Consider the following 25727-nt stretch of genomic DNA (forward strand, 5'->3'; position numbering starts at 1 on the left):
TCAGTTCTCGAGCGGGTCGACGACGGCGGTCGCCTCGGTCGGTGGCAACGCGACGCGTATCTCGCCGGTCCCGCGAACGGTGACCTGACAGCCCGCCATCGCGAACTCGAGTTCTACCGAGTCGTGCGTCGGACCGGCCGAGGAGAAGATCGCGTCAAGGGCGTCGGGGTCGATGACGTTGTAGAGCGGTTCGAGTTCCAGGGGGTCGACGTTTCGCGCTTCCGCGACCGCGAGAACGACCGCGTCGGTGGCGTTTTGGTCCCCGCGAATTTGTCGGACTCCGGCGGCCGGAGTCGAGATTCCATCCATACTACAGCTATCGGGACGTTCGGGGAAATCGACTGCTCCTACACTCGTAGTGTCACCGAGAGGTGAACACTACGTGTGTTGGTTCACCCGCTCCGAGGAGACGGGGCCGTCGTCGAACAGCATCGCACAGAGCTTTCGCTCCGCGGTTCGGAGGTGGGCGTTGAACGTCGGTTGCGTGATACCGAGCGCGGTCGCAACTTCCTCGCCCGTTCGGTCGCGCGGCCACTCGAAGTAGCCGCTGTGATACGCCGTCTGGAGCACCTCTAACTGCCGACGCGTGAGTTCGGCTTCGAGCGTCGTGCCGAACGCCTGCCGAGGTCGGTCGGTCCGCTCTTTGTCCCGTCGCGCGCGGAGCTTCGTCTCGGGGTACTTCTCTTCGACCCGGTTGACGAACGAACGAACGTCCGTCGCGTCCGGGAGTTCGACGACGACGTGCGTGACGGCGTCCTCGACCCGAATCGAGCGAGCGATGCCGCCGCACTCGACGAGCACCGACGGAACCGTCGGCCCGGAGATGACCGCCTCGAAGCGGAGTCTGCCGGCGTCGTCTCCGCTGCCGATGTAGTCGATGTCGCGGATTCCGGGGATGGTGGCCGCGGCGTCGACGACGACGTCGGACGACGCGTCGGTCGCGTCGAAGAAGATTCGCGTCGTCCCGTCCGTCTGCGGGACGAGACCGCCGTAGCGGAGGTGACAACCCGCCTCGCGCGCGAGCTGTTCGAACTGTCCACCGGTCTCGCGAATCTCCAGTTCGAGTTCGACGACCGTGTCGGTCAGCAGCGTCCGGCGCGTCTCCACGGAGTTCATCGCGTAGGCGATAGTCTCACCCAACTGCTCGAAGACGCGTCTCGAACGGTCGGAGAAGGCGTCCGGTTCGGTGGCGAACACCGTCAGCACGCCGTAGGGCAGCTCGTTGTACTGAAGCGGGATGCTGATAGCCGACTGGAGCCCTCGCGCGATGGCGGCTTTTCGCCACGGTTCGTCGCGAAGCCCCGAGGCGACGTTGGAGACGACCGTCGTGGCCCCCGTCGACGCCGTCGTCGCCGCCGGCGAGGCGCTGTCGCTGACCGACAGCGAGACGATATCGAGGTAGTCCGGGCCCGCGCCGGCCCAACTGCGCGGGGTGATCTCTCCGTCCGCCACTTCCCCGATCCAGGCGAACGCGAACCGCTCGGTCCGGGTCAGAAGCTCGCAGACGGCCTGCTCTATCGCGTCGCGCGTCGTGGCCTGTACGAGCACCTGGTCGATTTCGCGGATGAGGTCGTTCGTCCGGTTCAGTTCCTCCAACTGTCGGTTCTGCGTCGCCAGTTCGCGCTCTTGTCTCCGAAGCGACTCCTCGCGTTCGACGCGGTCGAGCGCGACCTCGGCCGTCGCCGCCAGATGGTCGGCCAGCTGTTGGGTCTGCTGGTCGATACCTCCGGCCTCCTCCGAGACGATGACGAGCACGCCGTGCCCGTCGAGGGGAACCCAGAGTCCGCTCCGCAGCGGGACGTCGAGCCGGCGGAAGTAATCGATCTCCTGGAGGTCCTCGCAGACGATGGTCTCGTCGTCGACGAACGCCTGCCACGTGATCGTCGCCTCGTTCGGGTGCAGGGTCGGGACGTCGCCGGAATCCATCTCGAAGTGGTCGGTGTACACCGCCGTCGGTTCGAGCGCGTTCGTCTCCGCGTCGAAGAGGAAGATACCGATGCAGCAGTGCTCGAACACGTCGGCAGCGGCGTCGACTGCGAACTGACTCACCTCGGCTTTCGACTCGGCCTGCACCAAGTCTCGGCTCGCGTCGTGCAGCGCCGCCTGCGTTCGGTCGAACTTTTTCCGCTCGATGGCGTGTCGAATCGACCGGTACAGCAACGGGGGCGTCAGCTCGTCCTTGACGAGATACTCCTGTGCGCCCCGCTGGACCGCCTGCACGCCGACGCTCTCGTCGTGAAGCCCGGTGAGAACCACGACCGGAACCTCGTTCGTTCGGTCGCGGACCGTTTCGAGCGTGTCGATTCCGGAGCTGTCGGGGAGTCCGAGGTCGAGAAGCAACACGTCGACCCGCGACGCTTCGAGCTGCTGCAGTCCGTCGGCCAAGCGAGCGGTTCGTCGCAGTCGCGGCGTGCCGACGGAGTCGGAATCGGAGAGCGTCGCCGCCCGCCGGGTCGCCTCGTCGAGCAACTCCTCGATGAGTCGGACGTCGCCGGGGTTGTCCTCGACGAGGAGCACCTCGAGTGTATCTTCGTCCGACATGCTCAGTTACGATTCGGCAGCGGGAGTTCGACGAGCCGTGACCAGAACTCCTCGAACGCCCGGGCGAGGTCGACGAACTCCTCGGAGACGACCAGCTTCACGGAGTTGGCGTTGGCGTGGAGGTCGTAGCTCCGGACGACATCCTCTCGGGCCGTCGGTATCGTGCAGCGAACGTCGAGCCGTCGCCGCTCGGTCGGGAACGTCGTCGGAGTCGACGCGCCCGTCAGCGAGGGTGTGACATCTCGGAGAACGCGGACGTGAGCGTGGTGTCGGCGTTCCGCCTCCATTGAGCGATAAATAACGGACCGAGCGTCTTGAATCCTCTCATCAGCGAACCGGTTCACGAGTACGGCGCGGCGTACGGGCGGCTCCGTATCTGAAAGGTCGAGGAGGGAAATCGTTCATAAGTATTTAGACACAGGAGGGAGTATCGACTCCATGGGAAAACTCGACGAGGTGTCGACGGACCGTCTCCGAGATGCGCTCTCGAACGCCGCGGACGCGAAGGAGGCGAAACGGCTCGTCGTCGCCCTCGACTACAAAGACGGCCAATCGGTAGACGAGTTGAGCGAGCGGTACGGGATTCCCCGTTCGACGCTGTACTCCTGGTTGGAGCGGTTCGAGAGCGATCCAGTCGAGGCGGCGGTCGTCGACGAGAGTCGACCGGGACGCCCGCCGAAACTCGCGGCGGAGGCGCTCGCCGAACTCCGAGCGGACGCGGCCGCGTCTCCGTCGAAACGGGGGTACGACGCCGACGAGTGGACGACGGCGATGTTTCGAGAGTACATCGAGGAGCGGTACGGTGTCACGTACTCCGAAGGCCACGTCCGGCGGCTACTTCGGCGACACGGGTGAACGGAGCGAACGTCGAAGCCGGAAGATGGGTCGCGATATGTGTACAATTACTTTTGTTCTAAATGCTCGGGGGAGACCGCAGCTGGACCGACTCAATCGAGTTCTATCGCCGTCTCCTCGTCGGCCGCTCGGTGGATGGCTTCGATGATTCGCATATCGGTCAGGCCGTGTTCGCCGTCCGGGTAGATTCTCGCCTCCGAGAGCAGTCGGTCGGCGAAGTAGTCGAACTCCTCGGTCGTCTCTTCGACCGCCCCGAACGAGTCGTGCGACAGTTCGACGGTCAGGTCGCCGTCCGAGGCGTACAGCGTACACTCGCCGTGAAACGCCGGCCGGAGTTCGAGTTGGCCGTCGGTGCCGGTGATCTTCAACTGCGTATCCGTGTGCGCTCGCTGACTCGCGGTCGAGACCAACTGTACGTCGCCTTCGAGGACGGCGAGAAACGACGACCGCTCGTCGGGGACGGCGTCGAACGCGTCGTGGTGCGACGACATCCGGGCTTCGACCGCCACGGGGTCGCGCCGAAGCAGGTAGCGAGTGGTGTTTATCGAGTAGATGCCGAGGTCCATCACCGACGTCCCGTAGCCGGTCAGGTCGGGGTCGAGTCGCCACTGGTTCTCGTCGGGAATCATCTCCAACAGCGGCTGCGAGTTGTTTCCGTACACCTGAACCGGCTCCCCGAGGAACCCGTCCTCGACGAGTTCGCGCGCCTGCCGAACCGCCGGGTCGGTCTGCATCCGGTAGGCGACCATCAGCGGGACGCCCGCGTCCTCGCACGCGTCGACTATCCGTTCGGCGCGCTCGACGCTCGCCTCCATCGGTTTCTCGCAGAGGACGCCCTTGCCGAGTTCCGCTGCGGTCTCCGCGTACTCGAGGTGGTACGCGTTCGGCGTCGCGACGTACACCGCGTCGTACGCGTCCGCGGCCGCGCCGTCGTGGTACTCCTCGTAGGTGATGCCGTGGTCGACACCGTGCTCGTCGGCGAGTCGACCGGCCTTCTCGGCGGAACTGCTGACGAGAACCGTGGCCTCACAGAGTTCCGCCGCTTCGAGTGCCGGCAGTGCGACGTCCGTCGTCCACCACCCGAGTCCGACGAGCGCGTAGCGAACCGTCCCCTCGGTCGACTGCTGCCAGTCCCGCTCGGCGTACTCCGTGAACCAGTCTGTGAACGCCATACGATACGAGGGGGCGACGACTCCGAAAAGCTACCGCCCGAACCGGTTGGTTCCGGTTCCCGCCGGCGTCTCACTCCGTCCGTGCCCGGTCGACGGCTGCGCGGAACCGTTCTGCGCGCTCGGTCAGCACGTCGTACGCCCCCGCAGCGATAGCCTCCGAATCGACGAGGCTGCTGCCGACGCCGACGGCCGCGGCTCCGGCCTCGACGTACGCCTCGACGTTGTCGAGCGAGACGCCGCCGGTCGGGACGAGCGGCAACTGCGGGAGCGGCCCGCCGAGACTGCGGACGTAGTCGGGGCCGAGCGACGACGCCGGGAAGATCTTCAGCAGGTCCGCGCCCGCCTCGTGCGCGCGGACGGCTTCGGTGGGCGTCTGTACCCCCGGTGCGACGACCGCACCGTAGCGGTTGCACGTCTCGACGACGCCGGGGTCGAAACTCGGCGTGACGACGAACGATGCGCCCGCGAGCAGTACCGCCCGCGCCGTCTCGCTGTCTAACACGGTTCCGGCGCCGACGAGCGCCTCCGAGCGGTCGAACGTCGAGGCGACGGCTCCGAGCGTGTCGAGCACGCCCGCCGTGTCGGCGGTTATCTCGACGGTGTCGACGCCGCCTTCGACGAGCGCGTCGACGACTTCGATGGTTCGGTCGGGGTTGACGCCGCGGACGATACCGACGACGCCGTTCTCTACGATTCGCGCGTGCGCTGTCTGTTTCGAGCTGTTAGTCATGGTCGCCGGTGTCGCTGGTTGGCCTATTCGCGGCATCCAGTTCGATTTACCTCTCGTGTCCACCCACTCAAACGTTCGGTTCGAGGCGTTCCTCTCCGCCCGCGTTGATGAGGGCCACGTCGTACCCACCGATATTAGGTTCGCCGACTACCTACTCAGCGTCTATGAGGACATTGAGAGTGTGCACGTCGTTGGAAAAATATCATCCAAACGTACCCCGTGCTCCGTGAGGTGAACACCGTCCGGGAGATGCTCGGTGTGCGAGATGTCCGCTTCGTCAAGCGTGTCGCGAGTCCTGTGCCGGGCCAGTACCGTATGTAGGTCACGCTCTCGTCGCCGGCGTCGCGAAAGACTACGGTCGACCGCAGTGATTCCTCCAACCCCGTATTCGCCCGCGTCGGTCGCTTCGCTCGAGTCGAGCCACGCGAAGTCGAACTTGCCCATACGAACGTACTCGATACCGCCTTTGAATGTTCGTTCGGCACTACCGGTCCAGCGACTCGGGTCCCCGTGCTTTGGAAAGTAACAGACTTCGACTTCTGTGGTACTCGTAATGTGGTAATCCAACACAAAGAGGTTCCGCTACCGTCCACGGGCGACGTTCCTCCAGCACTCTGTCGACGATACGCTTATGCTACCTCGTTTGTGAAACGGTATTACATGCCTACGGTCGCGTTCCTCGGCGCTGGAAGTATGGTCTTCGCCCGAAAACTCGTCGGCGATATCCTCTCGTTCGAGGCCCTATCGGACAGCACTATCGCGCTGATGGACGTCGACGGGCACCGTCTCGCACGGACGACCCGTGTCGCAGAGGCGATGGTCGAGAACGGCGGCATCGACGCGACGATCGAGTCGACGACCGACCGTCGCGAGGCGCTCGACGGCGCGGACTACGTCCTCAACATGATCAACGTCGGCGGCACCGAACCGTTCGAGAACGAGATACGCATCCCCGAGCGATACGGCGTCGAACAGGCTATCGGCGACACGCTCGGCCCCGGCGGCATCTTCCGGGCACTCCGAACGATTCCCGTGATGCTCGACATCGCGGCGGATATGGAAGAGCTCTGTCCCGACGCGCTCCTGATGAACTACACGAACCCGATGGCGATTCTCTGCTGGGCGCTGTTCGAGGCGACCGAGGTCGAAACCGTCGGCCTCTGTCACAGCGTCCCGCACACTGCTGAGGCCATCGCCGACTACGTCGGCGTTCCGCAGGAGGAACTCGACTACTGGGTCGCCGGCATCAACCACCTGGCCTGGTTCCTGCGCTGTGAACACGACGGCGAGGACCTCTATCCGCGGCTGGAGGGGGCGATGGAAGACCCGGAGACGTACCGACGCGACACCGTCCGCTTCGAGATGCTGCGACACTTCGGCGCGTTCCCGACCGAGTCGAGCCACCACCTCAGCGAGTACGTCCCCTACTTCCGGACCGAGAGCGAGACCATCGACCGGATGCGGGGCACCGACTACGCCGAACGGATGGCGACGGCGACGTATCTCGAAGGCTGGAAAGAGCGCTCGGCGGAGCGCGACGGCGCGTTCTCCGACGTCGACCTCGAGACGGTCAGCATCGAGCGCTCCGAGGAGTACGCCTCACGCATCATTCACTCGCTGGAGACAGATACGCCGCGGCGGTTCAACCTCAACGTGAGCAACCGCACAAATGCGATACAGAACCTCCCCGACGAAGCGTGCGTCGAGGTGCCGTGCTTCGTCGACGGGACGGGCATCCACCCGTGTTCGGTCGGCGAACTCCCACCGGAGCTCGTCGGCCTCGTCCGGACGAACGTCAGCGTCCAGCAGCTCGCGGTGCAGGGTGCGCTGGAGGGGGACCGCGAGGCGGTCCACCGCGCGGTCAAACTCGACCCGCTCACCGCCGCAGCGCTGAACCTCGACGAGATCCACGAGATGACCGAGGAGCTCATCGCAGCGAACGAGGCGTATCTGCCGGCGCTCGGCCGAGCATGCGCCGACTGACGGTGACTCGCGATCACGCATCTCACCACGGCTCACCGCGACGCGGCTCGCGGTAACTACGATAACCCACGACAACGACACAGAGACTATGACGAAGATAATCGACTACGACCTGTACGAAGTACCGCCACGTTGGCTCTTCCTGCGCATCGAGACGAGCGACGGCACGGTCGGTTGGGGAGAACCGGTCGTCGAAGGTCGCGCGAAGACGGTCGAGGGAGCCGTCGAGGAGCTGATGGACAACTACCTCCTCGGTGAGGACCCGCACTCCATCGAGGACCACTGGCAGCGGATGTACCGCGGCGGCTTCTACCGCGGCGGTCCCATCCTGATGAGCGCCATCGCGGGTATCGACCAAGCGCTGTGGGACATCAAGGGCAAGTATTTCGGCGCGCCCATCTACGAACTGCTCGGCGGTCGAGCGCGGAGTCGAGTACGCGTCTACCAGTGGATCGGCGGCGACAGACCCTCCGAGGTCGGCGACGCCGCCGCCGAGAAAGTCTCGGAGGGGTTCACCGCGCTGAAGATGAACGCCACCTCCGAGATGCGTCGGGTCGACAACCCCGCGTCGGTCGACTCCGCGGTCGACAGACTCCGAGAGGTCCGCGAACGCGTCGGCCCGGAGACCGACATCGGCGTCGACTTCCACGGCCGCGTCTCGAAGCCGATGGCGAAACGCCTCGCAGCGGCGTTGGAACCGTTCGACCCGATGTTCATCGAGGAGCCCGTACTGCCGGAACACAACGACGCACTCCCCGAGATCGCCGCCCACACGACGATTCCCATCGCCACGGGCGAGCGGATGTTCTCGCGGTGGGATTTCAAGGAGGTGTTCGAGTCGCAGGCGGTCGACGTCATCCAGCCGGACCTCTCGCACGCCGGCGGCATCACCGAAGTGAAGAAGATCGCTGCGATGGCCGAGGCGTACGATGTCGCTGTGGCACCTCACTGTCCGCTCGGCCCCATCGCGCTCGCGTCCTGTATCCACGTCGACGCCTGCTCGCCGAACGCGCTCATCCAGGAACAGAGCCTCAACATCCACTACAACGAGACGAGCGACGTGCTCGACTACCTCCAGAATCCGGACGTGTTCCACTACGACGACGGGTACGTCGACATCCCGGACGCGCCCGGTCTCGGCATCGAGGTCAACGAGGAGTACGTCGAACAGCAGGCCGAACAGACGGTCGACTGGCACAACCCGGTGTGGCGTAACGACGACGGGAGCGTCGCCGAATGGTGAACCTCCCGGACGGCGGCGAAAACGGCAGCGTCGGTCTCCCGACGCGCGACGGTCGCCTCAGCGGCCGAGTCGCCATCGTCACCGGCTCGACCCGCGGGATCGGGGCCGGAATCTGTCGCCGCTTTGCGGCCGAAGGAGCGGACGTGGTCGTCTCCGGTCGCAGCGAAGCGGCGGGCGAGGCCGTCGCCCGAGAGATACACAACGCACCGACGGCGGGCGACGCGACGTTCATCCAGTGCGACGTGCGTGACCCGGAAGCCATCGAGTCGCTCGTCGAGGGAGCCGTCGACGAGTTCGGCGGCGTCGACGTGCTCGTCAACAACGCTGGCGTCCAAACCGAGACGAGCGTCGAAGACGCGACGCTCGACGACTGGTCGTTCGTCCTGGAAACCGACTTCCGCGCGTACTGGTTGGCCGCCAAGCACGCCATCGACCACATGCCTGCGGGCGGAAGTATCGTCAACGTCTCCTCGAATCACGCGTTCGTCACGATGCCCGAGCACTTCCCGTACAACGCGGTGAAGGCCGGGATCGACGGTATGACGCGGGCGATGGCGCTCGAACTCGGACCGCTTGGAATCCGGGCGAACACCGTCAATCCGGGCTGGATAGAGGTCGAACGGACGAGACAGGAACTCGAAGACGGCCGATACGAAGCCGTCGAGGAACTGCATCCACTCGGGCGCATCGGCCAACCGGGGGACGTCGCGAGCGTCGCGACGTTTCTGGCGAGCGACGACGCGGGGTTCGTCACCGGCGAGAGCCTCCTCGTCGACGGCGGCCGGTCGGTCGTGATGGAAGACGACGCGTTCAGGTCCTACAAGCGACGTCTGTAGAGCCAAGTACTTCGCTTTCTGTCGTAGTGTCGCCTCACTGAATCTGGCCAACTGTTCGCTATCGGGAAACGTAATCGGCGGGACCGCTCGACACGTCGAATTTTCGGCTCGAAATGGAGACGGCGAACTCCAACCCCGGTCTCCAGCTCAGAGATCCGTTTCTCAGTGGGAAACAATATATGATTCCTCCGTCTGCACCTCGTATGAGCAGAGACGAACGCTACCCGGTCGGTTCGGTTCGGACGACGTTCAGAATCATCGAAGCGCTCGAACAGCGGGGGAGCGCCGGCGTCACCGAACTCGCAGACGAGATAGCGCTCTCGAAGAGTTCGGTCCACAAACATCTGACGACGCTCGAATCGTTGAACTACGTCGTTAGAGACGAGGGAACGTACCGCCTCGGTTTTCGATTTCTCGGACTCGGAAACCGCGTTCGAAGCCGTTCGGAACTGGTCTCGATAGCGAAACCGGCGATAGAGAACCTCTCTCGGACCGCCGGCTCCGTGACGAATCTGATGGTCGCAGAACACGGCTACGGCATCTACGCCTACCGGGCGGGAGAGCAGTTCGAGACGTCCAGCTATCTGCCTCCCGTCGGCGGTCGCGTGTATCTGCACGCGACAGCCGGCGGAAAAGCGATCCTCTCGCAGCTCCCCGACGAGGAAGTGCAGGCGGTCCTCGACCGCCGAGGCCTCCCGTCGCTGACCGAGAAGACCATCACCGACGAACAGGCGCTTCGTCGGGAGCTTCGGTCGGTCCGCGACCGTGGACTCGCGTTCGAACGCGGCGAGCACCTCCCGTCAGTTCAGTGCGTCGCCGCACCCGTGACGGCGTCCGGTCGACCCGTTGGAGCGATCAGTGTCTCCGGGAGCATCGACCAGATGAGCGGGAAGAAACTCGAAGAAGATCTCGCGGGGTTAGTTGTTAGCACGGGTAACGCCATCGAGGTTACCCTTCTGCAGCAGTAGCGTTTCCCGATAGAGAACGAGATGGAGCCACGCCGTAGTCGTCGAAGTCGCGGCCCGGGTAGTTCGTCGAACCGGTGACGCAGAAAGATACGTGCGAACGATGCACACAGTACCTGCTTCCGAATTTCGGACGTTTGTCGGCAGCCATCGAGCGTGGGTGCTCGGTGGACAGGGCAGAGGAGCCCGTCAGTTCGTTTCCCAGTGGGAAACGGAACCGAGGCGGAGTCGATCCCGGAGAAGCGACCGTCGCTCCAATAACATTCGTATATCTGTTATTTGCTGCTGTGAGAACCCCCACGGTTAAACCCCTTACCGTCCAATGGCGAGTAGAAATGGACTCCGAAAAGACGGGCGACGACTCCGAACGGCCGAACAGCAAGGTCGCCCGCGTCATCGAAGCGTACGACCTCGGGTCCGAGTTCGGCGAACAACTCGAACGACTCTGGACGGGCGAGGGCGAAGAACGGTACAGCCTCCGGGACTTGGCGGACTACTTCAACCGTCGGGTGCTCGAAGCGGCCGTAGCGAGCACCGGTACGTCGATGCTGGACGGCGAAGTCGAGAACGTGTATCGGCTCCTGACCGACGACGAGGTGAGCAGCGGGATGCGGACGGAGGCGCGGGTGAGACTCGAACGCGACGGCGTGGACGTCGAGAGACTCGAACGCGATTTCGTCACGTATCAGGCGATACGTTCGTATCTCAAAGAGTATCGCGGTGCCGAATACGAAGGGACGAGCGGCGCAGACAGAGTCGAGAACGCGACCGCGACGATCCGGCGTCTCCGGTCGCGGACCGCGACGGTGACCGAAGGTAATCTCGATCAGTTGCGGTCGAACGAACACATCGCGCTCGGGGAGTTCCGCCTGTTCGTCGAGATGAACGTGCTCTGTGAGGAGTGTGGCGCACAGTACGGGGTAGACGAACTGCTCGAACGTGGCGGGTGCGACTGCCAACGAGAGACGGACGAGTAGAACTGTCTCGACTCGGACTGAAACGAGTTCGTACCGAACGGCGTACGCGAAAAGCGGGAGCGACTGCGGGAGTGTTGGTCAGATCTCGGAGATGCGAGCGTCCTCGTTCTCGATCGCCTGCGCGTCTTCGGGGAGGAGCGCGACGACGAGAAACTCGGCGTAGTCGGAGAGGTAATCGACGAGGCGGGCGATTCTGTCGGAGTCGATAGCCTCCAGCGAGTCGAGGAGCATGAACGGGACCGTCTCGTAGAGGTCGTGGACGAGGTAGCCCGCGAGCGCGAAGATGAGTCCCGTGACCTCCTGTTCGGACTCGCTGAGGTGGTCGACGGTGTCTTCGTACGTCGTCCCCGACTCGGTGCTGCGGACGATGTGTAGCTCGAACGTCGCCTTGTCGACTTTTCGTCGACCTTCGCGGACGCGACGCTCGACTCGTTCGATCCAGATTCGCTCGATGTTCGCGTACTCCAGAATACCGAGCACGGCGCCCATGTGTTCGTTGAATTCGGAGATCGCTTGCGTCTCGATCTGTTCGATTCGGGTTCGGAGGTCGGTGAGCTCCTCGGCGATGCGTTCGCGCTCGTCGGCCAGTCGGCTCTCCGCCGCGAGTTCGTCTTCGATCTCGGAAATCTCGGCCTCCACGGACTCCAGCGAAGACTCCAGTCGACCGAGTTCGAATTCCAGTTCGTTCGCCTCCTTGTGGAGTTCGAGGATGTCGCTGAAGTCCTCCGATTCGAGGTCGTCGACCGTCTCTTCGAGCGCTGCCACCTCGTCGCCGAGTCGGTCACGCTCGTCGCGCTTGTCCGAAAGCGTCTCCTCGCGGCGGTCGAGTTCGTCTTCGACACGCCCGAGTTTCCCCCGAAGCGACTCCACCCGTTGTCGTCGTTTCTCGCGCGTTTTCTTCCGGGTCCGGAGCTCGCTGAGGTCGTCTTCGATGTCGCGGACCGCGGTGAGTTTCTCCTTCCGGAGCGTGCGCAGTTGTTCGAGCGTCCGCTCGATGTTCTCTCTGTCGACGGTCGACCCGCAGGTCCAACACGTGACGGCGTCGTCGTCGACGAGTTTGTCGGTGACCGCTTTCGACTCGTCCTCCGCTCTCAGCGTCGCGGTGACGGCACCGTCTTCGAGCATCTCCTCGTTGAACTTCAGCACGTTCTGCAGTTCGCTGACTTCGCTGCTGAGACGCTGTTTGCGCTCGCGTAGCTGGTCGATCCGTCGGTCGACCTCCTCGTCGGGGTCGTCGACCTCGTCGGCGAGTTCCTCCAGTTCGGCCTCGAGTTCGCGCCGTTCGCGCGTCAGCGACTCGATGCTCTCCTGTTCGAGGTCGATGTCCGACCGCACCGTCTCGAGGGCCGCGCGCCGGTCGCGGAGCTCGTCGAACTTCTGCTCCAGTTCGCGTTTCTCCTCCCGCGACTCGTCGACGTCGGAGCCGTGGTCGTCGATCTCGGCTTCCTTGTCGGCCAACTCCTCGCGTTTGGCTTCGAGTTCCTCACGCAGACGCGTGCGTTCTGACTCCAGTTCGGGAAGGTCGCGTTTCAGTTCCTGTAGTTCGTCCACACGGTCGTCGAGTCGCGATTTCTCGGTTTCGAGCTCCGAGATCTCGCGACGAATCGCGTCGGTGTCGACGGGCCGCATGATGAGCTCTCGGAGGTCGACGTTCTGGGTGACCGCCCGTCGCGCCTCGTTGTTCCCGAGGAGGAACGCGAAGAGGTCGGCGACTTCCGCCTCGTCGAGGAAGGGCTCGCCGCTCGTGCTCACTCCGCCGCCGGTTCGCATCAGCGTTCGAGTGTACTGGTCGTCGCCGAGTTCGAGTTCGACGTGCCCCTCCTCGGCGTCGCCTTTGAGCGAGACTCGGTCGCTTCCCATCGCGGCCATAATCGCTTGCAGGAACGAGGTTCGGTTCGTCGCGTTTCGTCCCGCGAGCACCGTGATACCGGGCGGCAGTTCGACGGAAGTTTCGTCGATTCCGCCGACGTTCCTCACCGCGAATCGGGCGGGGTCCTCCTTCGTAACTGTCGATGACATAGATATGATTCTGTGTGGCTGCTATATAAAAATTTTCAGCCACGTCGGCTCGGCTCCCGAGTCCGCACGCCGACACTCCAGGAGAGGGAAAACGGCCGACGCTCCAGAAGAGGGGAAAACAGCCGACGCGGGCCGCGGAGAACGTCGTTCGATACCGAAGCGGAGACGTCCATCGCGGTTTCGTCGACGAAGCGGATATCGGCGAGGGCGGCGTCGACGGGGACCGAGTGGCCGACGTCGCCTCACGCCACCTGCTCAGTGGACCGTTCGGTCGTCACTCGTGTCGATGTCCTCTATCGGGTCGGCGTTGCCGTAGGTAGGTGACGGCTGGTTCTCGCCCGATGCGGCCCACTCGCAGGCGTTCGCGAGCACCTGCTGGATGTTTTCGTCGTGGTAAACCGGGTAGGTCTCGTGGCCGGGACGGAAGTAGAACACCTTCCCCGCGCCGCGGCGGTAGCAACAGCCCGAGCGGAACACTTCGCCGCCCTCGAACCAACTGTTGAAGACGAGGGTTTCGGGGGCGGGCACGTCGAACCGTTCGCCGTACATCTCCGCCTCCTCGAGTTCGAGGTAGTCGTCGTCGAGTCCGGCGACGATGGGGTGGCTCGGTTCGACGATCCAGAGGCGTTCGCGTTCGGCGGCCTCGCGCCACTTCAGCGAACAGGTCGTGCCCATCAGCGACTTGAAAATCTTCGAGTAGTGCGCCGAGTGCAGCACGAGCAGACCCATCCCGTCGAGGACGCGTTCCTTGACTCGTTCGACGATCTCGTCGTCGACCTCGTCGTGGGCGGCGTGACCCCACCACGTCAGCACGTCCGTGTCGTCGAGAACTTCCTCGGAGAGGCCGTGTTCGGGCTCGTCGAGCGTCGCCGTCCGCGTCTCGAAGCCGCGTTCTTCGAGCGCGTCGGCGATGACCGCGTGGATGCCGTCGGGGTAGATGTCCGCGACGACGTCGCTTTCGCGCTCGTGGACGAACTCGTTCCAGACCGTGACTGTTGGGCGTGTCATGTTTCATCCGTCTCGTGCGTTCGGTAAGGATGTGTCGATGCGGGAAGCCCGAGGCGTGTAGTCGAGAGAGTGCGCCGCCGAAAACGGACGTCCAGAAGAGGAGACAGACGAGGTCAGAACTGTTCGAGGACGTCCACACCGCCGCGCATCGAAGCCATCGGGTCCTCCGGTTCGTCGTGTTCGTAGATAGCCCACTCGATATCGCTTTCGCGGACGGCCTTCGCGCATCGTTCGACGTCGAGCACGCCGTCGCCGACTTCTCTCGGCGTTCTGTCGGCCTCGGCGTCCGAAACGTGAACGAGCGGTACTCGGTCGCCCCACTGCTCTAAGAAGGAGACGGGGTCGCCGCCGCCGACCGTGACCCATCCGAGGTCGACCTCGAATCCGAGCGGCGCGTCCGAGTGCTCCGCGAGCAACTCGAGGGCGGGAGTGCCGTCGACCAGTTCGTACTCGTGGTCGTGGTTGTGATAGCAGAGGTCGATACCGCGGTCGGCGAGCGTCTCCGCCGCCTCGGTCAACCGAGTCGCTGTCTCCCGGACGGCCGCCTCGCTCTCGAACCGTTCGGCGTCGAGCCACGGAACGACGAACCGGTCGCAGCCGAGCGCACGGTAGAACTCGACGGTGTCGTCGAGATTGTCCTCGATAGCGCCGAGGCCGACGTGCGCCGAGACGGTCTCCAGACCGGTCTCGTCGAGCGCGGCGGTCACCGCATCGAGGTCGGCCTCGTGGACGCGTTGGGCGAACTCGACGCCCTCGTAGCCTGCGTCCCCGACCTCTCTCAGTAACGTTTCGAGCGGTTCGTCGACGTTTCGGAGCGTGTACAGCTGGATTGCGGAGTGTGCCATGGACCTACGTGGACGAGTAGCCGTAAAATCGTTGCTCTTCGAGAGATTCACACGACACGTCGAGGAGACCCTCCTCGATTGGGAAGCGGTGCGTAACCGAGGGAGTCGAAGATGTCCTCGAAAGCAAGCGTCGGGACGAATAGCCGTATCGGCCGCGGAGGCGACACTGATGTCCCTCGCACGGGTGTCATAACATGCTTATTGTTGTTATTCTGAATCGGCCGTAGATGCTTCGGAGGGAGATATCGGCCAAGTTCACAGCGTGCACTGACAGCGAACGAAACCGCCGGTCGCACCGCCACCGCGTCGACCCCTCCAGACAGCCGTAGCTCGGGAGAGGAAGACGACAGGCGGGAGATTACCGATTCGAGCGTTAATCTGACGACGAGGTCCTACTTAAAGTCCCGAATAGCCGGACTCGGAACCGTATTTTCGTGAACTGAGAGAATACGGTCATTCCGGCCAGCGATCCGCCTATTTCGGTCGTTGTAACCTCGACAAAGGCTAACAGTAGACGAACGACCGGTCAAACGGGGAAAATTACTGGTAGATGATGTTGAGTTCGATCTCGTCGACCGTGCCGAGCAGGAGGTCGACGATTTCGTCCTGGTATCGCTCCGCACGCATCCGGTGTGCGGGCCCCGAAACGCTGAGTCCGCCGACGACGCCGCCCGCTCTGTCGAGAATCGCCGCTCCGACGGCGATCTGTTTGTGAATCCGTTCTTCGTCGTTGATAGAGTACCCCCGTTCCCGAACTGCATCTAACTCCGCGAACAGTTCGTCCTCGTCGGTGATGCTGTTCTCGGTGTGGGCTTCGAGGCCGTGTTCGTCGAGTATCTCTCGGACCGTCGACTCGGGGAGATACGCGAGAATCGCTTTGCCTGCGGCAGTCGGGGCGAGGTCGGCAATTTTTCCCATCCGCACGTCCGCCTGAACCGCTCTCTCGCCCTCTGCGCTCGTGTAGAGGTAGATTCCCCGCCCGCCGTGTTCGACGATGAACTGCACGCGCTCACCGGTCCTCTCGGCCAACGCCGACACTCTCGGTCGGACGAGTTCGTACTCGCGTTTGTTGTGGAGGATGTGACCGCCGTAGTAGAGAAACTGCAGTCCGAGCGTGTAGATGTCGCCGTCGCTTCGAACGAACCCGTGTCGCTTCAACGCCGAGAGGTGCGCGTGGACGGTACTCGTCGGCATCTCCAACCGGTCGCTCAACTCCGAAACCCTCGACCCTTCGGCCTCCACGAGGGCGTCGAGGATTCGCACCGTCTTGTCGATTGTTTTCATGCCAGGTGTTAACGACAACCAGTATATAAAGTTCACTATCGATGGATAGGGAACGCGAGTGGCGGCGTACCGATATAAAGCCGCGCCGAAAGACAGGCGAAAAGGCGGCAAATTTGGACTCGTACACCAGCAATATGGAACGAGTTCGAGGTTCGTTCCTGCTCCACAGCGTGGAAAGTTACCGTGCGATAGGGTGGTGGCAGCGACCGTGAGTGGGTGCAAACAGCAGTAGTCTGTCAAGACTGGGACGACCGGAACAGATACGTAAGTCGACTCAGTTTACCGTCGTGGGATTCGTGGCCGCCGAGAATGGCCGCTCCCGTCGGAGACCAAAGATGGCAATCAAAGGAGACGAGGAGGGGAGTCCGTAGGCCAGATATGGAACGCGCTCGCCACTTCGACAATCTGTTGTTAGTTCTCGTCACAGTCGTCAGCGGCGTAGCGCTGCCGGGGTTAGGTCCGTACACGGAGCCGCTCATCACTCCGCTCGTCGCCTTTCTCGTCTACAGTTCGTTGCGGGGGTTGCGCTTCGGCGAGATCAGTTTGGCGTCGTACGGGGGTGTACTCGCGCTCTCGCTGGCGATATCGTACGTCGTGCTCCCGGTCGGCGGGATGCAAATCGCATCGCGGTTCCTCTCCGGCGGGGCGTTGACCGGCATCGCTATCGTGTTAGCGGTTCCGACGACGACCGGCAGCGCGATTATCTGGACGCGACTGTCCGACGGCGACGACCAACTGTCGACGTTCATCTCCGTCGTCTCGTTGCTGGTGTCGCCTATCGCGACGCCGCTGGTCTTTCGGAGTCTCGTCGACTCGCAGACGCAGACGCCAGTGGAGACGATGCTCGTCAATCTCGTCGTCGTCGTCGGCGGCGGTATCGCACTGACCCTCCTCGTGCCGAAGCGTGCCGTCTCGTCGAAGCGGGTAGACCGAGCAGCGACGTTGGCTATCATGGTCCTCATCTACTCGGGAGTAGCGAACCTCGACCTCGTCTCGGTCGAGGCGGCCGAATTTCTCCCGCTGGTAGGGGTCACGCTGTTGCTTCTGAGCGGCGGGCTGTTCCTCTCGGTTCTCGTCGGGTACGGGGTGAGACTGGAGTACGCGACGATGGTGCCGCTGTTCTTCACGAGCACGCTGAAGAACCTCGGAATCGCGCTGTTCATCTCGTTTTCCTACCCAGCCTCGATGACCGTCGCTGCGATCGTGACCTACTACGTCGCCCAACAACTGCTCAGCGCCGCCATTGCGGACCTCGCCCCAACGAGTTCGGTGACTCGAACGGACGAGAGGAGGCGGCCGCGGTGACGGTGTTCGGTGTTGCGAGAATTGGCACGTCCCGAACCTATATGTACTGCATCGGATAACCGATTCAATCGAGGAACCTATGCGAAAAGTACGATTTGTCGACCAGTCGGGAGCGGTTCGAGAGGGAGAATGGAACGACGACGAGATCGAGTTCGGCGGTGAGACGTACGACCCCGAAGCGGTCGACGTGCTACCGCCGTGCGAACCGTCGAAGATCGTCTGCGTCGCCGCGAACTACATAGAGCACATCAAAGAGGCCGGGCGGAGTATCCCCGAGGATCTGCCGCCGCGACCCGGTTTCTTCCTCAAGGGACCGAACGCGGTCGCGGGACACGGCGACACCGTGACGCTCCCGACGCCGGCGGCGACCGAGGAGGAGATGGCCGGTCGAGAGAAGGGCGACATCGAACTCGGACAGGGCCGAATGGACTACGAGGCGGAGTTCGGCGTCGTCATCGGCGAGCAGTGTCGAAACGTCTCGGAGGACGACTACATGGACGTCGTCGCGGGGTACACGTGCCTCAACGACATCTCCAACCGCGACGACCAGGACCTCGAACGGAACTGGGTCCGGGGGAAGGCGTTCGACGGCTCCGCGCCGATCGGCCCCGTTCTCGCGACGCCGGACGAAGTGCCGGAAGAACCGCGTGTACGTCTCTGGTTGAACGGTGAGAAGCGCCAGGACTCCGACGACGACGAACTCGTCTTCCCGGTGTCGAAGGCGATCAGCGACGTGACCCGCTTCCTGACGTTGGAACCGGGTGACATCGTCGCGATGGGGACGACCGTCGGCGTCGGGCCGCTGAGCGACGGCGACCACGTGGAGATCGAGGTCGAGGGAGTCGGTCGGTTGGAGCACTACGTCGAGGCGTAATCTGCTTCGACAGACAGTCACATCACTGCGAATCGCGCTGCGTCGAGGCGGCATTCGTCTCGACGGCCCGGAACGTTACGATCGTCATAAACAATAGTATTATATCCGAGTCGACGCTTCGCTACGGATATGAGTGGCCCCACGGGTAACGAGTCGCTGTTTTCGAGTGGCGTGTTGGTCGTTCGAGACGACACCGTCTCCGTCTCCGAGTCGTTCGTCTCGGCGGTCGAGGAGTACCTGACCGCGTTCGAGGAGTCGCCGTCCGACGACCTCGTTCGAGAGGTTTCGACCCGACTCGGCGACGAGACGCTCGTCGACGCCTTTGTCGAACTCGGACGAAAGGACCCGCGGTCGGTCGCCGAACTCTGCGCACTGGCCGACAAGCGGGAGACGTCGACCGCGGCCGAGTTGCTCTCCGTACTGCCAGTTCTGCGGCTCTTCCGGCCGAACTCGACGCTCGAAGCCGGCGTCCCCGACGGTGCGATACCGGTTCCAGCCGACCACCTGCCCGCGCTATCGAGAGTGTACTCACCCCTCGCCGTGTACGTCTGGCTTGACGACTGCCCGCCGTGCGATTCGCTGAAATCGCGGCTCGAATCCCTGTTCGAAGAGCCTCGTGGAATGCAGTTGTTCGCGGTGTACGGTCCCGACTATCAGGAGTTCCTCGCCCGAGAGTACCACGTGACCGCGGGGCCGGCGCTGCTGTTCTTCCGAGACGGCGACGTCGACGTCCGACTCTACGGCGACCAGAGCGACAGCGCCATCGAAACCGAACTCCGGCGCGTCCAACAGTAAGGCCACTTTCGGTCTCCGCGTGGACTCTCGAACGTCGACGATACGGCGGGGTCGGAGGCGGTGCCGCGGTGACTGCAGCGACTGCGGAGTCATCGACAGCGCTTCGCTACCGTCGTACCGGCGGTTAGAGACCTATAACGGAGGATATCTACCTCTCCGAAAATCTTATTAAAGTAGGTGATTTGGGAACAACCGTCACATTAGGGAGATTAGATAAAATGCACACTACCATATCAGTCGGGTACTCGAGAAAACACGATACGGACTGGGCACCTCACCCATGAGTATCGCAAACAAGATAGACAGCGTTCGAGGCAGTGATTACGGAATCGTGCTCTCGAACACACTGAGAAAGTTGCTCCGAGAGCGGATGACCCGATTCGCCTTCTTCGGACTCCTCTTCGTCTTGCTGCTCGGCCTCCTCGGTCCCATGCTCGCACCGTACGACTACAGCGCCCAGCAGCGAACCGCCGACGGAGACCTGAAACGGTACGTCTCGCCCTCGCTCGAACACCCGCTGGGGACGAACGACCGCGGTGAAGACGTCGCCTCGCGGCTGTTGTTCGGCGCTCGGGCGACAGTCATCACCGGCATGCTCGCTGGAACGCTCATGCTGTCGATAGGGCTGCTCGTCGGCGTCGTCGCGGGGTACGTGGGTGGACGGTCCGAGGAGGTGCTCATGCGGTTCGTCGACCTGATGTACGGGATTCCGTTCATCCCCTTCGCGATCGTCCTCATCACGTTCTTCGGGGCGGGGTTCTACACGACGATAGCGATAATCGGACTCGTCCTCTGGCGGTTCATCGCCCGTGTCATCAGATCGCAGGTGCTACAGATCAAACAGCGCGAGTACATCATGGCGGCGAAGGCGTCCGGCGCGAGCACCTCCTGGATCATCCGAAAGCACATTCTCCCGAACATCGCAAACATGGCGGCGCTGTTTTTCGCCATGGGCGTCGGTCTGGCGATTCTCGAACAGGCCGGACTGTCGTTCATCGGCGTGACCGACCCCTTCATCCCGACGTGGGGTATCATGCTGCGAAACGCTCACCAGTCGGGTAGCGTCGTGGAAGCGTGGTGGTGGTCGTTCCCGCCGGGAATCATGATCTCGGTGACCGTCCTCTCGCTGTACCTGCTCGGACGCGGGTACGAACAGTCGACCGAGAACGACGAGGTAGTAGTCTAACATGACCGAACCCATACTCGAATTCGAAGACGTCAACATCAAGTACCGGACGCGGGGAGACAGCGACGTACACGCGGTCAACAACGCGTCGTTCACCATCGGCGAGCACGAGTACTTCGGACTCGTCGGCGAGAGCGGCTGCGGTAAGAGCACTATCGCGGACTCGGTCGTCGGCGGCCTCGACGACAACGGCGAGGTCGTCTCCGGGAAGATCAAGTTCAAAGGCAAGGAGATTCAGGACTTCAGTGAGAAACAGTTCAACAAGGAGATTCGCTGGAAGGAGATATCGGTCATCCCCCAGTCGTCGATGAACAGCTTAGACCCCGTGATGAAGCTGAGCGACCAGGCCATCGAGATGGCCAAGTACCACACGGACCTGTCGAAACGGGAGGCCGTCGACCGCCTCAGAGAGCTGTTCGACGTGGTCGGGATTCCCGAATCGCGCATCCACAACTACCCCCACCAGTTCTCCGGCGGGATGCAACAGCGGACGATAATCGCGTTCTCGCTGTTCCTGCAGCCGAGTCTCATCATCGCCGACGAGCCGACGACGGCGCTCGACGTCATCATGCAGGACCAGATTCTCGACTACATCAACGCGCTCAAAGACGACTGGGACGTGAGCATGCTGATGATTACCCACGACATCTCCATCGTGTTCGAAAACTGTGACACGATGGCGGTGATGCACGGCGGTCAGATGGCCGAATCCGGGAGCGTCATCGACGTGTTCGACCGTCCGCGACATCCCTACTCCATCCTCCTGCAGAACGCGTTCCCGGACATCCGCTACCCGGACCGGGAACTGGCGGTCATCGAGGGGCACCCCCCACAGTTGACCGAAGTGCCGGACTACTGCACGTTCGCCGACCGATGTCCGTGGGCGACCGCCGAGTGTTACGACGGTGCGCCGGAACCCGTCGACGTCGGCGGCGGCGACGACCACCGCGCGTGGTGCGTGCACGCCGACGAGATGGAGACGCTCGCGGCCGAGCACCTGTCCACGTCGAGGAACGCGACGAACATTCTGGAGGAAGCCCATGAGTGAATCGCCACCGGTGTTGGAACTTCGGTCGTTGGAGAAGCATTTCAAAACGTCGGGCGGGTTGCTCAACACGGCAGTAAACCGGATCACCGGGGGCACTCCCGACTACGTTCGCGCTGTCGACGGCGTGAGCATGAAACTGGAGAAAAATCAGGTGCAGGGTGTCATCGGCGAGAGCGGCTGTGGAAAGACGACGCTGCTTCGGACGCTCATCGGCATCTACCAACCGTCCGGCGGGGAGATGTACTTCCACGGTCGGCCCGTCTCGGAGTTCGACAAAGCCGACTGGAAGGATTTCCGTCGGCAGGTCCAACTCGTGTTCCAGGACCCGTTCAACTCGCTGGACCCGAAGTTCACCGTCCGACGGACGCTGGCCGAACCGCTCGAGATACACGGTATCGAATACGACGAGGCTCGAATCGCCGAGATGCTCGAGGCCGTCGGTCTGACGCCGCCCGAGAAGTACCTCACTCGGTTCCCGAGCCAGCTATCGGGCGGAGAGAAGCAGCGGGTCTCCATCGCGCGCGGACTGATCACCGAACCGGACGTCATCCTGGCCGACGAGCCGGCGTCGATGCTCGACGTCTCCACGCAGGCGGAGATTCTGAACCTGCTAAACCGACTCACCGACGAGTTCGGCGTCTCGATGTTGTACATCTCGCACGACCTGTCGACGGTGTCCTACATCTGTGACATGATCAACGTGATGTACCTCGGGCGGGTCGTCGAGCAGGCGCCCACCAAGGAACTCATCGTCGACCCGAAGCATCCGTACACCGAAGCGCTGATCAAGTCCATCCCGGTGCCCGACCCGCACTACGTCCGCGACCGACCGGACGTCGACGGCGAACCGGGCGACCCGATAAACATGCCGACCGGCTGTCGGTTCAAGAATCGGTGTCCGCAGCGGATGGACGTCTGCGACGAGAAACCCCGCGACATCGAACTCGGGGGTGACGTGAACCGCACGGTTGCGTGTCACCTCTACAACGAACAGCTCCTGGAGGGAGCACAATGAACACAGAAACCACAGAGAGAGCGGGAGCAACACCCGCTGGAGACAGCCTGACAGACGCAGTTCCGCACTGGTCCGCCGATACGAAATCGGGAGGTGAGGGCGCGTGAGTCGTCTCCAGTACTTCGTCAAGCGGACGCTCGTCACGGCGGTGCTGATCTTCCTCGTGGCGACGGCCCTGTTCGTCTTCTTCCGGGCGATGCCCGGCGACTACACCTCGCTGTTGGTGCAACAGGGGATGAGCCCCGAACAGGTCGAGCGGTTACAGACCAAGTGGGGACTCAATCAACCGCTCCACCAGCAGTACTTGGCGTATATCACCAATCTGTTAACCGCAGATGCCGGCATCTCCTTCCGCCACGGAACCGACGTGTGGACGCTGGTGAAGCCCCGAATTCTGAACTCGCTCATTCTCGTCGCGCCGGCGATTACGGCGACGTACATCATCGGGTCGGTGCTGGGCGCGGTCATCGGTCGGTACCGCGGCGGGCTGTTCGAGAAGTCGAGCATCGTCTCGGTGTCGGTCTTTCACTCGATTCCCGAGTTCTTCCTCGGCATCCTGCTGATAGCGGCGTTCTCCGAGACGCTCGGCCTCTTCCCCACGTCGGGGATGCTCTCGCCGCAGACGTCCATCGCCATCCAGGACCAGCCGTTCTACGAGATGTTCTTCCTGCCGGAGTTCTGGCAGCACTACGCGCTGCCGTTCGCGACGATTACGCTGTACTTCATGCAGTATCCCGCGCTGATCATGCGCAACAGCGTCGTCGAGATAAGCGACCAGGACTTCCTGCACTACCACCGGCTGAAGGGGCTTCCCCGGGCGAAACTCCTTCGGAAGCTCTACCGCCACGCCTGTCTGCCGGTCGTGACGCTCTACCCCATCTCGCTGGCGAACGCCATCAGCGGACTCGTGCTGGTCGAGGTCGTCTTCAACTGGCCGGGCATCGGTCGGCTGCTCGTCGACTCGGTGCTCGCGAGAGATTTCCCGGTGATCCAGTTCGTCTTCCTCGTCGCCGCGGTGTGGGTCATCCTCGGGAACTTCTTCGTCGACCTGTTCTACGGCGTGATCGACCCCCGGGTATCGGTCGAAGGCGACGCCGAGTAACTCTCGGCGCGCCGCCCACGGAGTCGCGTCGACGACCGCTTCGTTTTCGGCTTCCGTTCGTGAAATCGAACGAGGACCCGAATCGCACCAATCATTCAGGATGTATTACCAGTACCAATATCTTTTTAACCCCTCGAGAGAAGGTTGGCTTATGCCAACATGTGGCAAGAGCGGACCAGAGACGAGAGTCAGCCGACGGCGATTGTTACAAACGGTCGGCGTCGCATCGGCTGCAGGTCTCGCTGGCTGCAGCGGTACCAACGAGAACAACGGGAGCGGCGGAGGCAACGGGGATTTGGGCGAGCGGGTGCCGACGCTCACGTTCCAGTACTGGTCGGACCAGGGACCGCCGACGGTGCTCTTCGAGGAGACTATCTCGCAGATAGAGGCGAACATCGGTGAGATCGGCGTCCAGATCGAGACGATGCCGATGACGACCGGCGAGGGGATCACTGCGGTGTCCGACGACACGCGCGGCTTCCACTTCGCGGTCAACAGCCACGGGCCGTCACCCGGACGCCTCGATCCGAACGAGCTGCTGACCAACTACAGCATCGACTTCGCGGGGGCGAACGGGCAGTACAACCCCGCAAACTACGCCAGCTGTGAGTTCACCGAACACGCCAAGGCCCAACAGACGGCGGGCGATCCTGACGAACGACAGTCGATCGTCGACGACGCGATGGCTCAGTTCTCGGAGGACGTCGCGTTCATCACGACCATCGAACGGCCGACGACGGCTGCCATCAACACGGACCAGGTCAACGCGGTCGAAGCGGGGTCGGCGGGGTTCTCGGACACCCACTGGGCGGCGTTAGTCGAGGCGGGGGTCACGACCACCGGCGGCACCGACACCATCGTCGCGAACTTACCGTCGGAACACCTCACGAGTAGCTTCTACCCGACCGTTGCCGACGGCGACTCGATAGGACTCTACACGAGTCTCACTCACTCGCCGTTGCTAGCGTACGACGCGAACTACGAGCTCACTCCCGTGCTCGCCGAAGACTGGGAGACGTCCGACGACGGGACGTCGACGACGTTCAACCTCCGAGAGGCGACGTTCCACAACGGCGACCCGGTTACACCGGAAGACGTCAAGTGGACGTACGAGTTCCTCGCCGAGCAGTACCACGCCGGCAACTACTCGTGGACGTCGCTCCCGGAGAGCCTCACCGTCGAAATCGTCGACGACAGCACCGTCAACTTCGTGACCGACGAACCGGCGCCGACGCTACTGACGGCGAGCCTCGCCATCTACGGTGTGCTCCCGAAGGGCCCCTACGTCGACGCGGGCATCGAGGACAACCCGACCGACTTCGAGGACCCGATGATCGGTGCCGGGCCGTACCGGATCACGGCGTACAACAACCAGCAGAACATGGCGCTGGAGCCGCACGACAGCCATCCCGTCTACGACGTACAGACGGGCATCGTCTTCCAGCTCTACGAGAGCACCGACGGCGTCACCCGAGCGTTCGAGAACGGCGAACTCAACGTCGCCGTCGCGCTGCACCCGGAGGCCGGCAGTCAACTGCGGGAGAGCATGGGCGACAACGTCCAGATCATCACCGGGAAGTCGCACCTTCCGTTCGGTGTGATGCCCCAGCAGTCGTTCGCCCCCGGGATGTTCCGCGAGTTCCGGATGGCGCTGTCGAACCTCATCGACAGACGGAGCCTGAACGAGACGTACGCGTTCGGCGAATCCGAGGTGGTAACGCAGGGCACCTTCAACTCGAACGCTCACCCGTGGCACAACGCGGACGTGCTCACGAAAATCGCCGACGAGACGGCGAACACCGAGCGAGCGCGGCAGCTGCTCGAAGACGCCGGATGGGGCTGGGACAACAACGGTAACCTGCACTACCCGCCGGATGCGGAGTTAGAGGCTTGGCCACAGGGCGAGACGCCCGACCCGAGCGAGTTCTCCTGTCTCGAGTGAAC

General features: G+C 63.1%; 24 protein-coding genes. 15 read left to right on the forward strand and 9 right to left on the reverse strand.

The annotated features are described in order from the left end of the window. From DV709_RS16565 to DV709_RS16575, 3 genes are all read right to left on the reverse strand, one after another. Nucleotides 1-309, reverse strand: coding sequence for a HalOD1 output domain-containing protein (locus DV709_RS16565; protein ID WP_117595547.1), 309 nt, complete (start codon nt 307-309; stop codon nt 1-3). 69 nt (nt 310-378) lie between these two features. Further along, entirely contained in the window at nt 379-2541 is a 2163-nt protein-coding gene (locus tag DV709_RS16570) for a bacterio-opsin activator domain-containing protein (RefSeq protein ID WP_117595548.1), read from the reverse strand. Nucleotides 2542-2543: 2 nt separating this feature from the next. Further along, nucleotides 2544-2828, reverse strand: coding sequence for a hypothetical protein (locus tag DV709_RS16575; protein ID WP_117595549.1), 285 nt, complete (start codon nt 2826-2828; stop codon nt 2544-2546). A gap of 151 nt (nt 2829-2979) precedes the next feature. Between DV709_RS16575 and DV709_RS16580 the strand changes: the two genes are divergently transcribed. Further along, on the forward strand, nt 2980-3396 hold the full coding sequence (locus tag DV709_RS16580) for a helix-turn-helix domain-containing protein (protein ID WP_117595550.1): 417 nt from the start codon (nt 2980-2982) through the stop codon (nt 3394-3396). A 92-nt stretch (nt 3397-3488) separates the two neighbouring features. Here DV709_RS16580 and gfo6 read toward each other — a convergent pair whose 3' ends face one another. Beyond that, nucleotides 3489-4568 carry a D-xylose 1-dehydrogenase Gfo6 gene (gfo6, locus tag DV709_RS16585; RefSeq protein WP_117595551.1) on the reverse strand — a complete coding sequence of 360 codons (1080 nt, stop codon included), beginning with the start codon at nt 4566-4568 and terminating at the stop codon, nt 3489-3491. A 70-nt stretch (nt 4569-4638) separates the two neighbouring features. After that, nucleotides 4639-5298, reverse strand: a complete 660-nt coding sequence (locus tag DV709_RS16590; protein WP_117595552.1) for a bifunctional 4-hydroxy-2-oxoglutarate aldolase/2-dehydro-3-deoxy-phosphogluconate aldolase — start codon at nt 5296-5298, stop codon at nt 4639-4641. On the opposite strand from DV709_RS16590, the gene DV709_RS16595 reads away from it, so the two are divergent. From DV709_RS16595 to rdfA, 6 genes are all read left to right on the forward strand, one after another. Continuing rightward, nucleotides 5297-5533, forward strand: coding sequence for a hypothetical protein (locus DV709_RS16595; protein WP_117595553.1), 237 nt, complete (start codon nt 5297-5299; stop codon nt 5531-5533). The genes DV709_RS16590 and DV709_RS16595 overlap by 2 nt on opposite strands. 425 nt (nt 5534-5958) lie before the next feature. Further along, nucleotides 5959-7281 (forward strand): alpha-glucosidase/alpha-galactosidase, encoded by a 1323-nt coding sequence (gene melA / locus DV709_RS16600; protein WP_117595554.1) that lies wholly within the window; start codon nt 5959-5961, stop codon nt 7279-7281. 88 nt (nt 7282-7369) lie between these two features. Further along, the gene (dgoD, locus tag DV709_RS16605; RefSeq protein ID WP_117595555.1) at nt 7370-8524 is read left to right on the forward strand and encodes a galactonate dehydratase; all 1155 of its coding nucleotides are present in this window, start codon (nt 7370-7372) and stop codon (nt 8522-8524) included. After that, nucleotides 8518-9360 carry an SDR family NAD(P)-dependent oxidoreductase gene (locus DV709_RS16610; RefSeq protein WP_117595556.1) on the forward strand — a complete coding sequence of 281 codons (843 nt, stop codon included), beginning with the start codon at nt 8518-8520 and terminating at the stop codon, nt 9358-9360. The genes dgoD and DV709_RS16610 overlap by 7 nt, the downstream gene beginning before the upstream one ends. Before the next feature lie 203 nt (nt 9361-9563). Then, a complete protein-coding gene (locus tag DV709_RS16615) occupies nt 9564-10328 on the forward strand; it encodes an IclR family transcriptional regulator (RefSeq protein WP_198665762.1) in 765 nt (254 codons plus the stop codon). A gap of 332 nt (nt 10329-10660) precedes the next feature. Further along, entirely contained in the window at nt 10661-11302 is a 642-nt protein-coding gene (gene rdfA / locus DV709_RS16620) for a rod-determining factor RdfA (RefSeq protein ID WP_117595558.1), read from the forward strand. 78 nt (nt 11303-11380) lie between these two features. On the opposite strand, the gene DV709_RS16625 is transcribed toward rdfA, so the two are convergent. From DV709_RS16625 to DV709_RS16640, 4 genes are all read right to left on the reverse strand, one after another. Continuing rightward, entirely contained in the window at nt 11381-13321 is a 1941-nt protein-coding gene (locus tag DV709_RS16625; RefSeq protein ID WP_117595559.1) for an archaea-specific SMC-related protein, read from the reverse strand. Between the two features lie 255 nt (nt 13322-13576). Then, on the reverse strand, nt 13577-14329 hold the full coding sequence (locus DV709_RS16630; RefSeq protein WP_117595560.1) for a ThuA domain-containing protein: 753 nt from the start codon (nt 14327-14329) through the stop codon (nt 13577-13579). Between the two features lie 113 nt (nt 14330-14442). Next, nucleotides 14443-15174 (reverse strand): sugar phosphate isomerase/epimerase family protein, encoded by a 732-nt coding sequence (locus tag DV709_RS16635; protein WP_117595561.1) that lies wholly within the window; start codon nt 15172-15174, stop codon nt 14443-14445. A gap of 540 nt (nt 15175-15714) precedes the next feature. Beyond that, complete coding sequence (locus DV709_RS16640) at nt 15715-16458, reverse strand: IclR family transcriptional regulator (RefSeq protein WP_117595562.1); 744 nt, start codon at nt 16456-16458, stop codon at nt 15715-15717. Between the two features lie 378 nt (nt 16459-16836). On the opposite strand from DV709_RS16640, the gene DV709_RS16645 reads away from it, so the two are divergent. The 8 genes from DV709_RS16645 to DV709_RS16680 all read left to right on the forward strand — a co-directional run bounded on the left by DV709_RS16645 (nt 16837) and on the right by DV709_RS16680 (nt 25725). After that, nucleotides 16837-17763: a bile acid:sodium symporter gene (locus DV709_RS16645; RefSeq protein WP_157972767.1), complete on the forward strand. Its 927-nt coding sequence runs from the start codon at nt 16837-16839 to the stop codon at nt 17761-17763. A 79-nt stretch (nt 17764-17842) separates the two neighbouring features. Then, the gene (locus DV709_RS16650) at nt 17843-18637 is read left to right on the forward strand and encodes a fumarylacetoacetate hydrolase family protein (RefSeq protein ID WP_117595564.1); all 795 of its coding nucleotides are present in this window, start codon (nt 17843-17845) and stop codon (nt 18635-18637) included. Nucleotides 18638-18766: 129 nt separating this feature from the next. After that, a complete protein-coding gene (locus DV709_RS16655; RefSeq protein ID WP_117595565.1) occupies nt 18767-19432 on the forward strand; it encodes a thioredoxin family protein in 666 nt (221 codons plus the stop codon). A 280-nt stretch (nt 19433-19712) separates the two neighbouring features. Beyond that, entirely contained in the window at nt 19713-20618 is a 906-nt protein-coding gene (locus tag DV709_RS16660; RefSeq protein WP_117595566.1) for an ABC transporter permease, read from the forward strand. Between the two features lies 1 nt (nt 20619). Next, nucleotides 20620-21666, forward strand: coding sequence for an ABC transporter ATP-binding protein (locus tag DV709_RS16665; RefSeq protein WP_117595567.1), 1047 nt, complete (start codon nt 20620-20622; stop codon nt 21664-21666). Beyond that, on the forward strand, nt 21659-22681 hold the full coding sequence (locus tag DV709_RS16670; RefSeq protein WP_117595568.1) for an ABC transporter ATP-binding protein: 1023 nt from the start codon (nt 21659-21661) through the stop codon (nt 22679-22681). The genes DV709_RS16665 and DV709_RS16670 overlap by 8 nt, the downstream gene beginning before the upstream one ends. A gap of 103 nt (nt 22682-22784) precedes the next feature. Then, the gene (locus tag DV709_RS16675; RefSeq protein ID WP_117595569.1) at nt 22785-23783 is read left to right on the forward strand and encodes an ABC transporter permease; all 999 of its coding nucleotides are present in this window, start codon (nt 22785-22787) and stop codon (nt 23781-23783) included. Between the two features lie 151 nt (nt 23784-23934). Beyond that, the gene (locus DV709_RS16680) at nt 23935-25725 is read left to right on the forward strand and encodes an ABC transporter substrate-binding protein (protein WP_157972768.1); all 1791 of its coding nucleotides are present in this window, start codon (nt 23935-23937) and stop codon (nt 25723-25725) included. Nucleotides 25726-25727: the final 2 nt, after the last annotated feature.

It is taken from the genome of Haloprofundus halophilus, assembly GCF_003439925.1.
GTDB lineage: Archaea > Halobacteriota > Halobacteria > Halobacteriales > Haloferacaceae > Haloprofundus > Haloprofundus halophilus.

Bases quoted from the DNA above. Each gene is read 5' to 3' on its own strand.
- DV709_RS16565 (WP_117595547.1), bottom strand. From the start codon at position 309: ATGGATGGAATCTCGACTCCGGCCGCCGGAGTCCGACAAATTCGCGGG.
- DV709_RS16570 (WP_117595548.1), bottom strand. From the start codon at position 2,541: ATGTCGGACGAAGATACACTCGAGGTGCTCCTCGTCGAGGACAACCCC.
- DV709_RS16575 (WP_117595549.1), bottom strand. From the start codon at position 2,828: ATGGAGGCGGAACGCCGACACCACGCTCACGTCCGCGTTCTCCGAGAT.
- DV709_RS16580 (WP_117595550.1), top strand. From the start codon at position 2,980: ATGGGAAAACTCGACGAGGTGTCGACGGACCGTCTCCGAGATGCGCTC.
- gfo6 (WP_117595551.1), bottom strand. From the start codon at position 4,568: ATGGCGTTCACAGACTGGTTCACGGAGTACGCCGAGCGGGACTGGCAG.
- DV709_RS16595 (WP_117595553.1), top strand. From the start codon at position 5,297: ATGGTCGCCGGTGTCGCTGGTTGGCCTATTCGCGGCATCCAGTTCGAT.
- DV709_RS16590 (WP_117595552.1), bottom strand. From the start codon at position 5,298: ATGACTAACAGCTCGAAACAGACAGCGCACGCGCGAATCGTAGAGAAC.
- melA (WP_117595554.1), top strand. From the start codon at position 5,959: ATGCCTACGGTCGCGTTCCTCGGCGCTGGAAGTATGGTCTTCGCCCGA.
- dgoD (WP_117595555.1), top strand. From the start codon at position 7,370: ATGACGAAGATAATCGACTACGACCTGTACGAAGTACCGCCACGTTGG.
- DV709_RS16610 (WP_117595556.1), top strand. From the start codon at position 8,518: ATGGTGAACCTCCCGGACGGCGGCGAAAACGGCAGCGTCGGTCTCCCG.
- DV709_RS16615 (WP_198665762.1), top strand. From the start codon at position 9,564: ATGAGCAGAGACGAACGCTACCCGGTCGGTTCGGTTCGGACGACGTTC.
- rdfA (WP_117595558.1), top strand. From the start codon at position 10,661: ATGGACTCCGAAAAGACGGGCGACGACTCCGAACGGCCGAACAGCAAG.
- DV709_RS16625 (WP_117595559.1), bottom strand. From the start codon at position 13,321: ATGTCATCGACAGTTACGAAGGAGGACCCCGCCCGATTCGCGGTGAGG.
- DV709_RS16630 (WP_117595560.1), bottom strand. From the start codon at position 14,329: ATGACACGCCCAACAGTCACGGTCTGGAACGAGTTCGTCCACGAGCGC.
- DV709_RS16635 (WP_117595561.1), bottom strand. From the start codon at position 15,174: ATGGCACACTCCGCAATCCAGCTGTACACGCTCCGAAACGTCGACGAA.
- DV709_RS16640 (WP_117595562.1), bottom strand. From the start codon at position 16,458: ATGAAAACAATCGACAAGACGGTGCGAATCCTCGACGCCCTCGTGGAG.
- DV709_RS16645 (WP_157972767.1), top strand. From the start codon at position 16,837: ATGGAACGCGCTCGCCACTTCGACAATCTGTTGTTAGTTCTCGTCACA.
- DV709_RS16650 (WP_117595564.1), top strand. From the start codon at position 17,843: ATGCGAAAAGTACGATTTGTCGACCAGTCGGGAGCGGTTCGAGAGGGA.
- DV709_RS16655 (WP_117595565.1), top strand. From the start codon at position 18,767: ATGAGTGGCCCCACGGGTAACGAGTCGCTGTTTTCGAGTGGCGTGTTG.
- DV709_RS16660 (WP_117595566.1), top strand. From the start codon at position 19,713: ATGAGTATCGCAAACAAGATAGACAGCGTTCGAGGCAGTGATTACGGA.
- DV709_RS16665 (WP_117595567.1), top strand. From the start codon at position 20,620: ATGACCGAACCCATACTCGAATTCGAAGACGTCAACATCAAGTACCGG.
- DV709_RS16670 (WP_117595568.1), top strand. From the start codon at position 21,659: ATGAGTGAATCGCCACCGGTGTTGGAACTTCGGTCGTTGGAGAAGCAT.
- DV709_RS16680 (WP_157972768.1), top strand. From the start codon at position 23,935: ATGCCAACATGTGGCAAGAGCGGACCAGAGACGAGAGTCAGCCGACGG.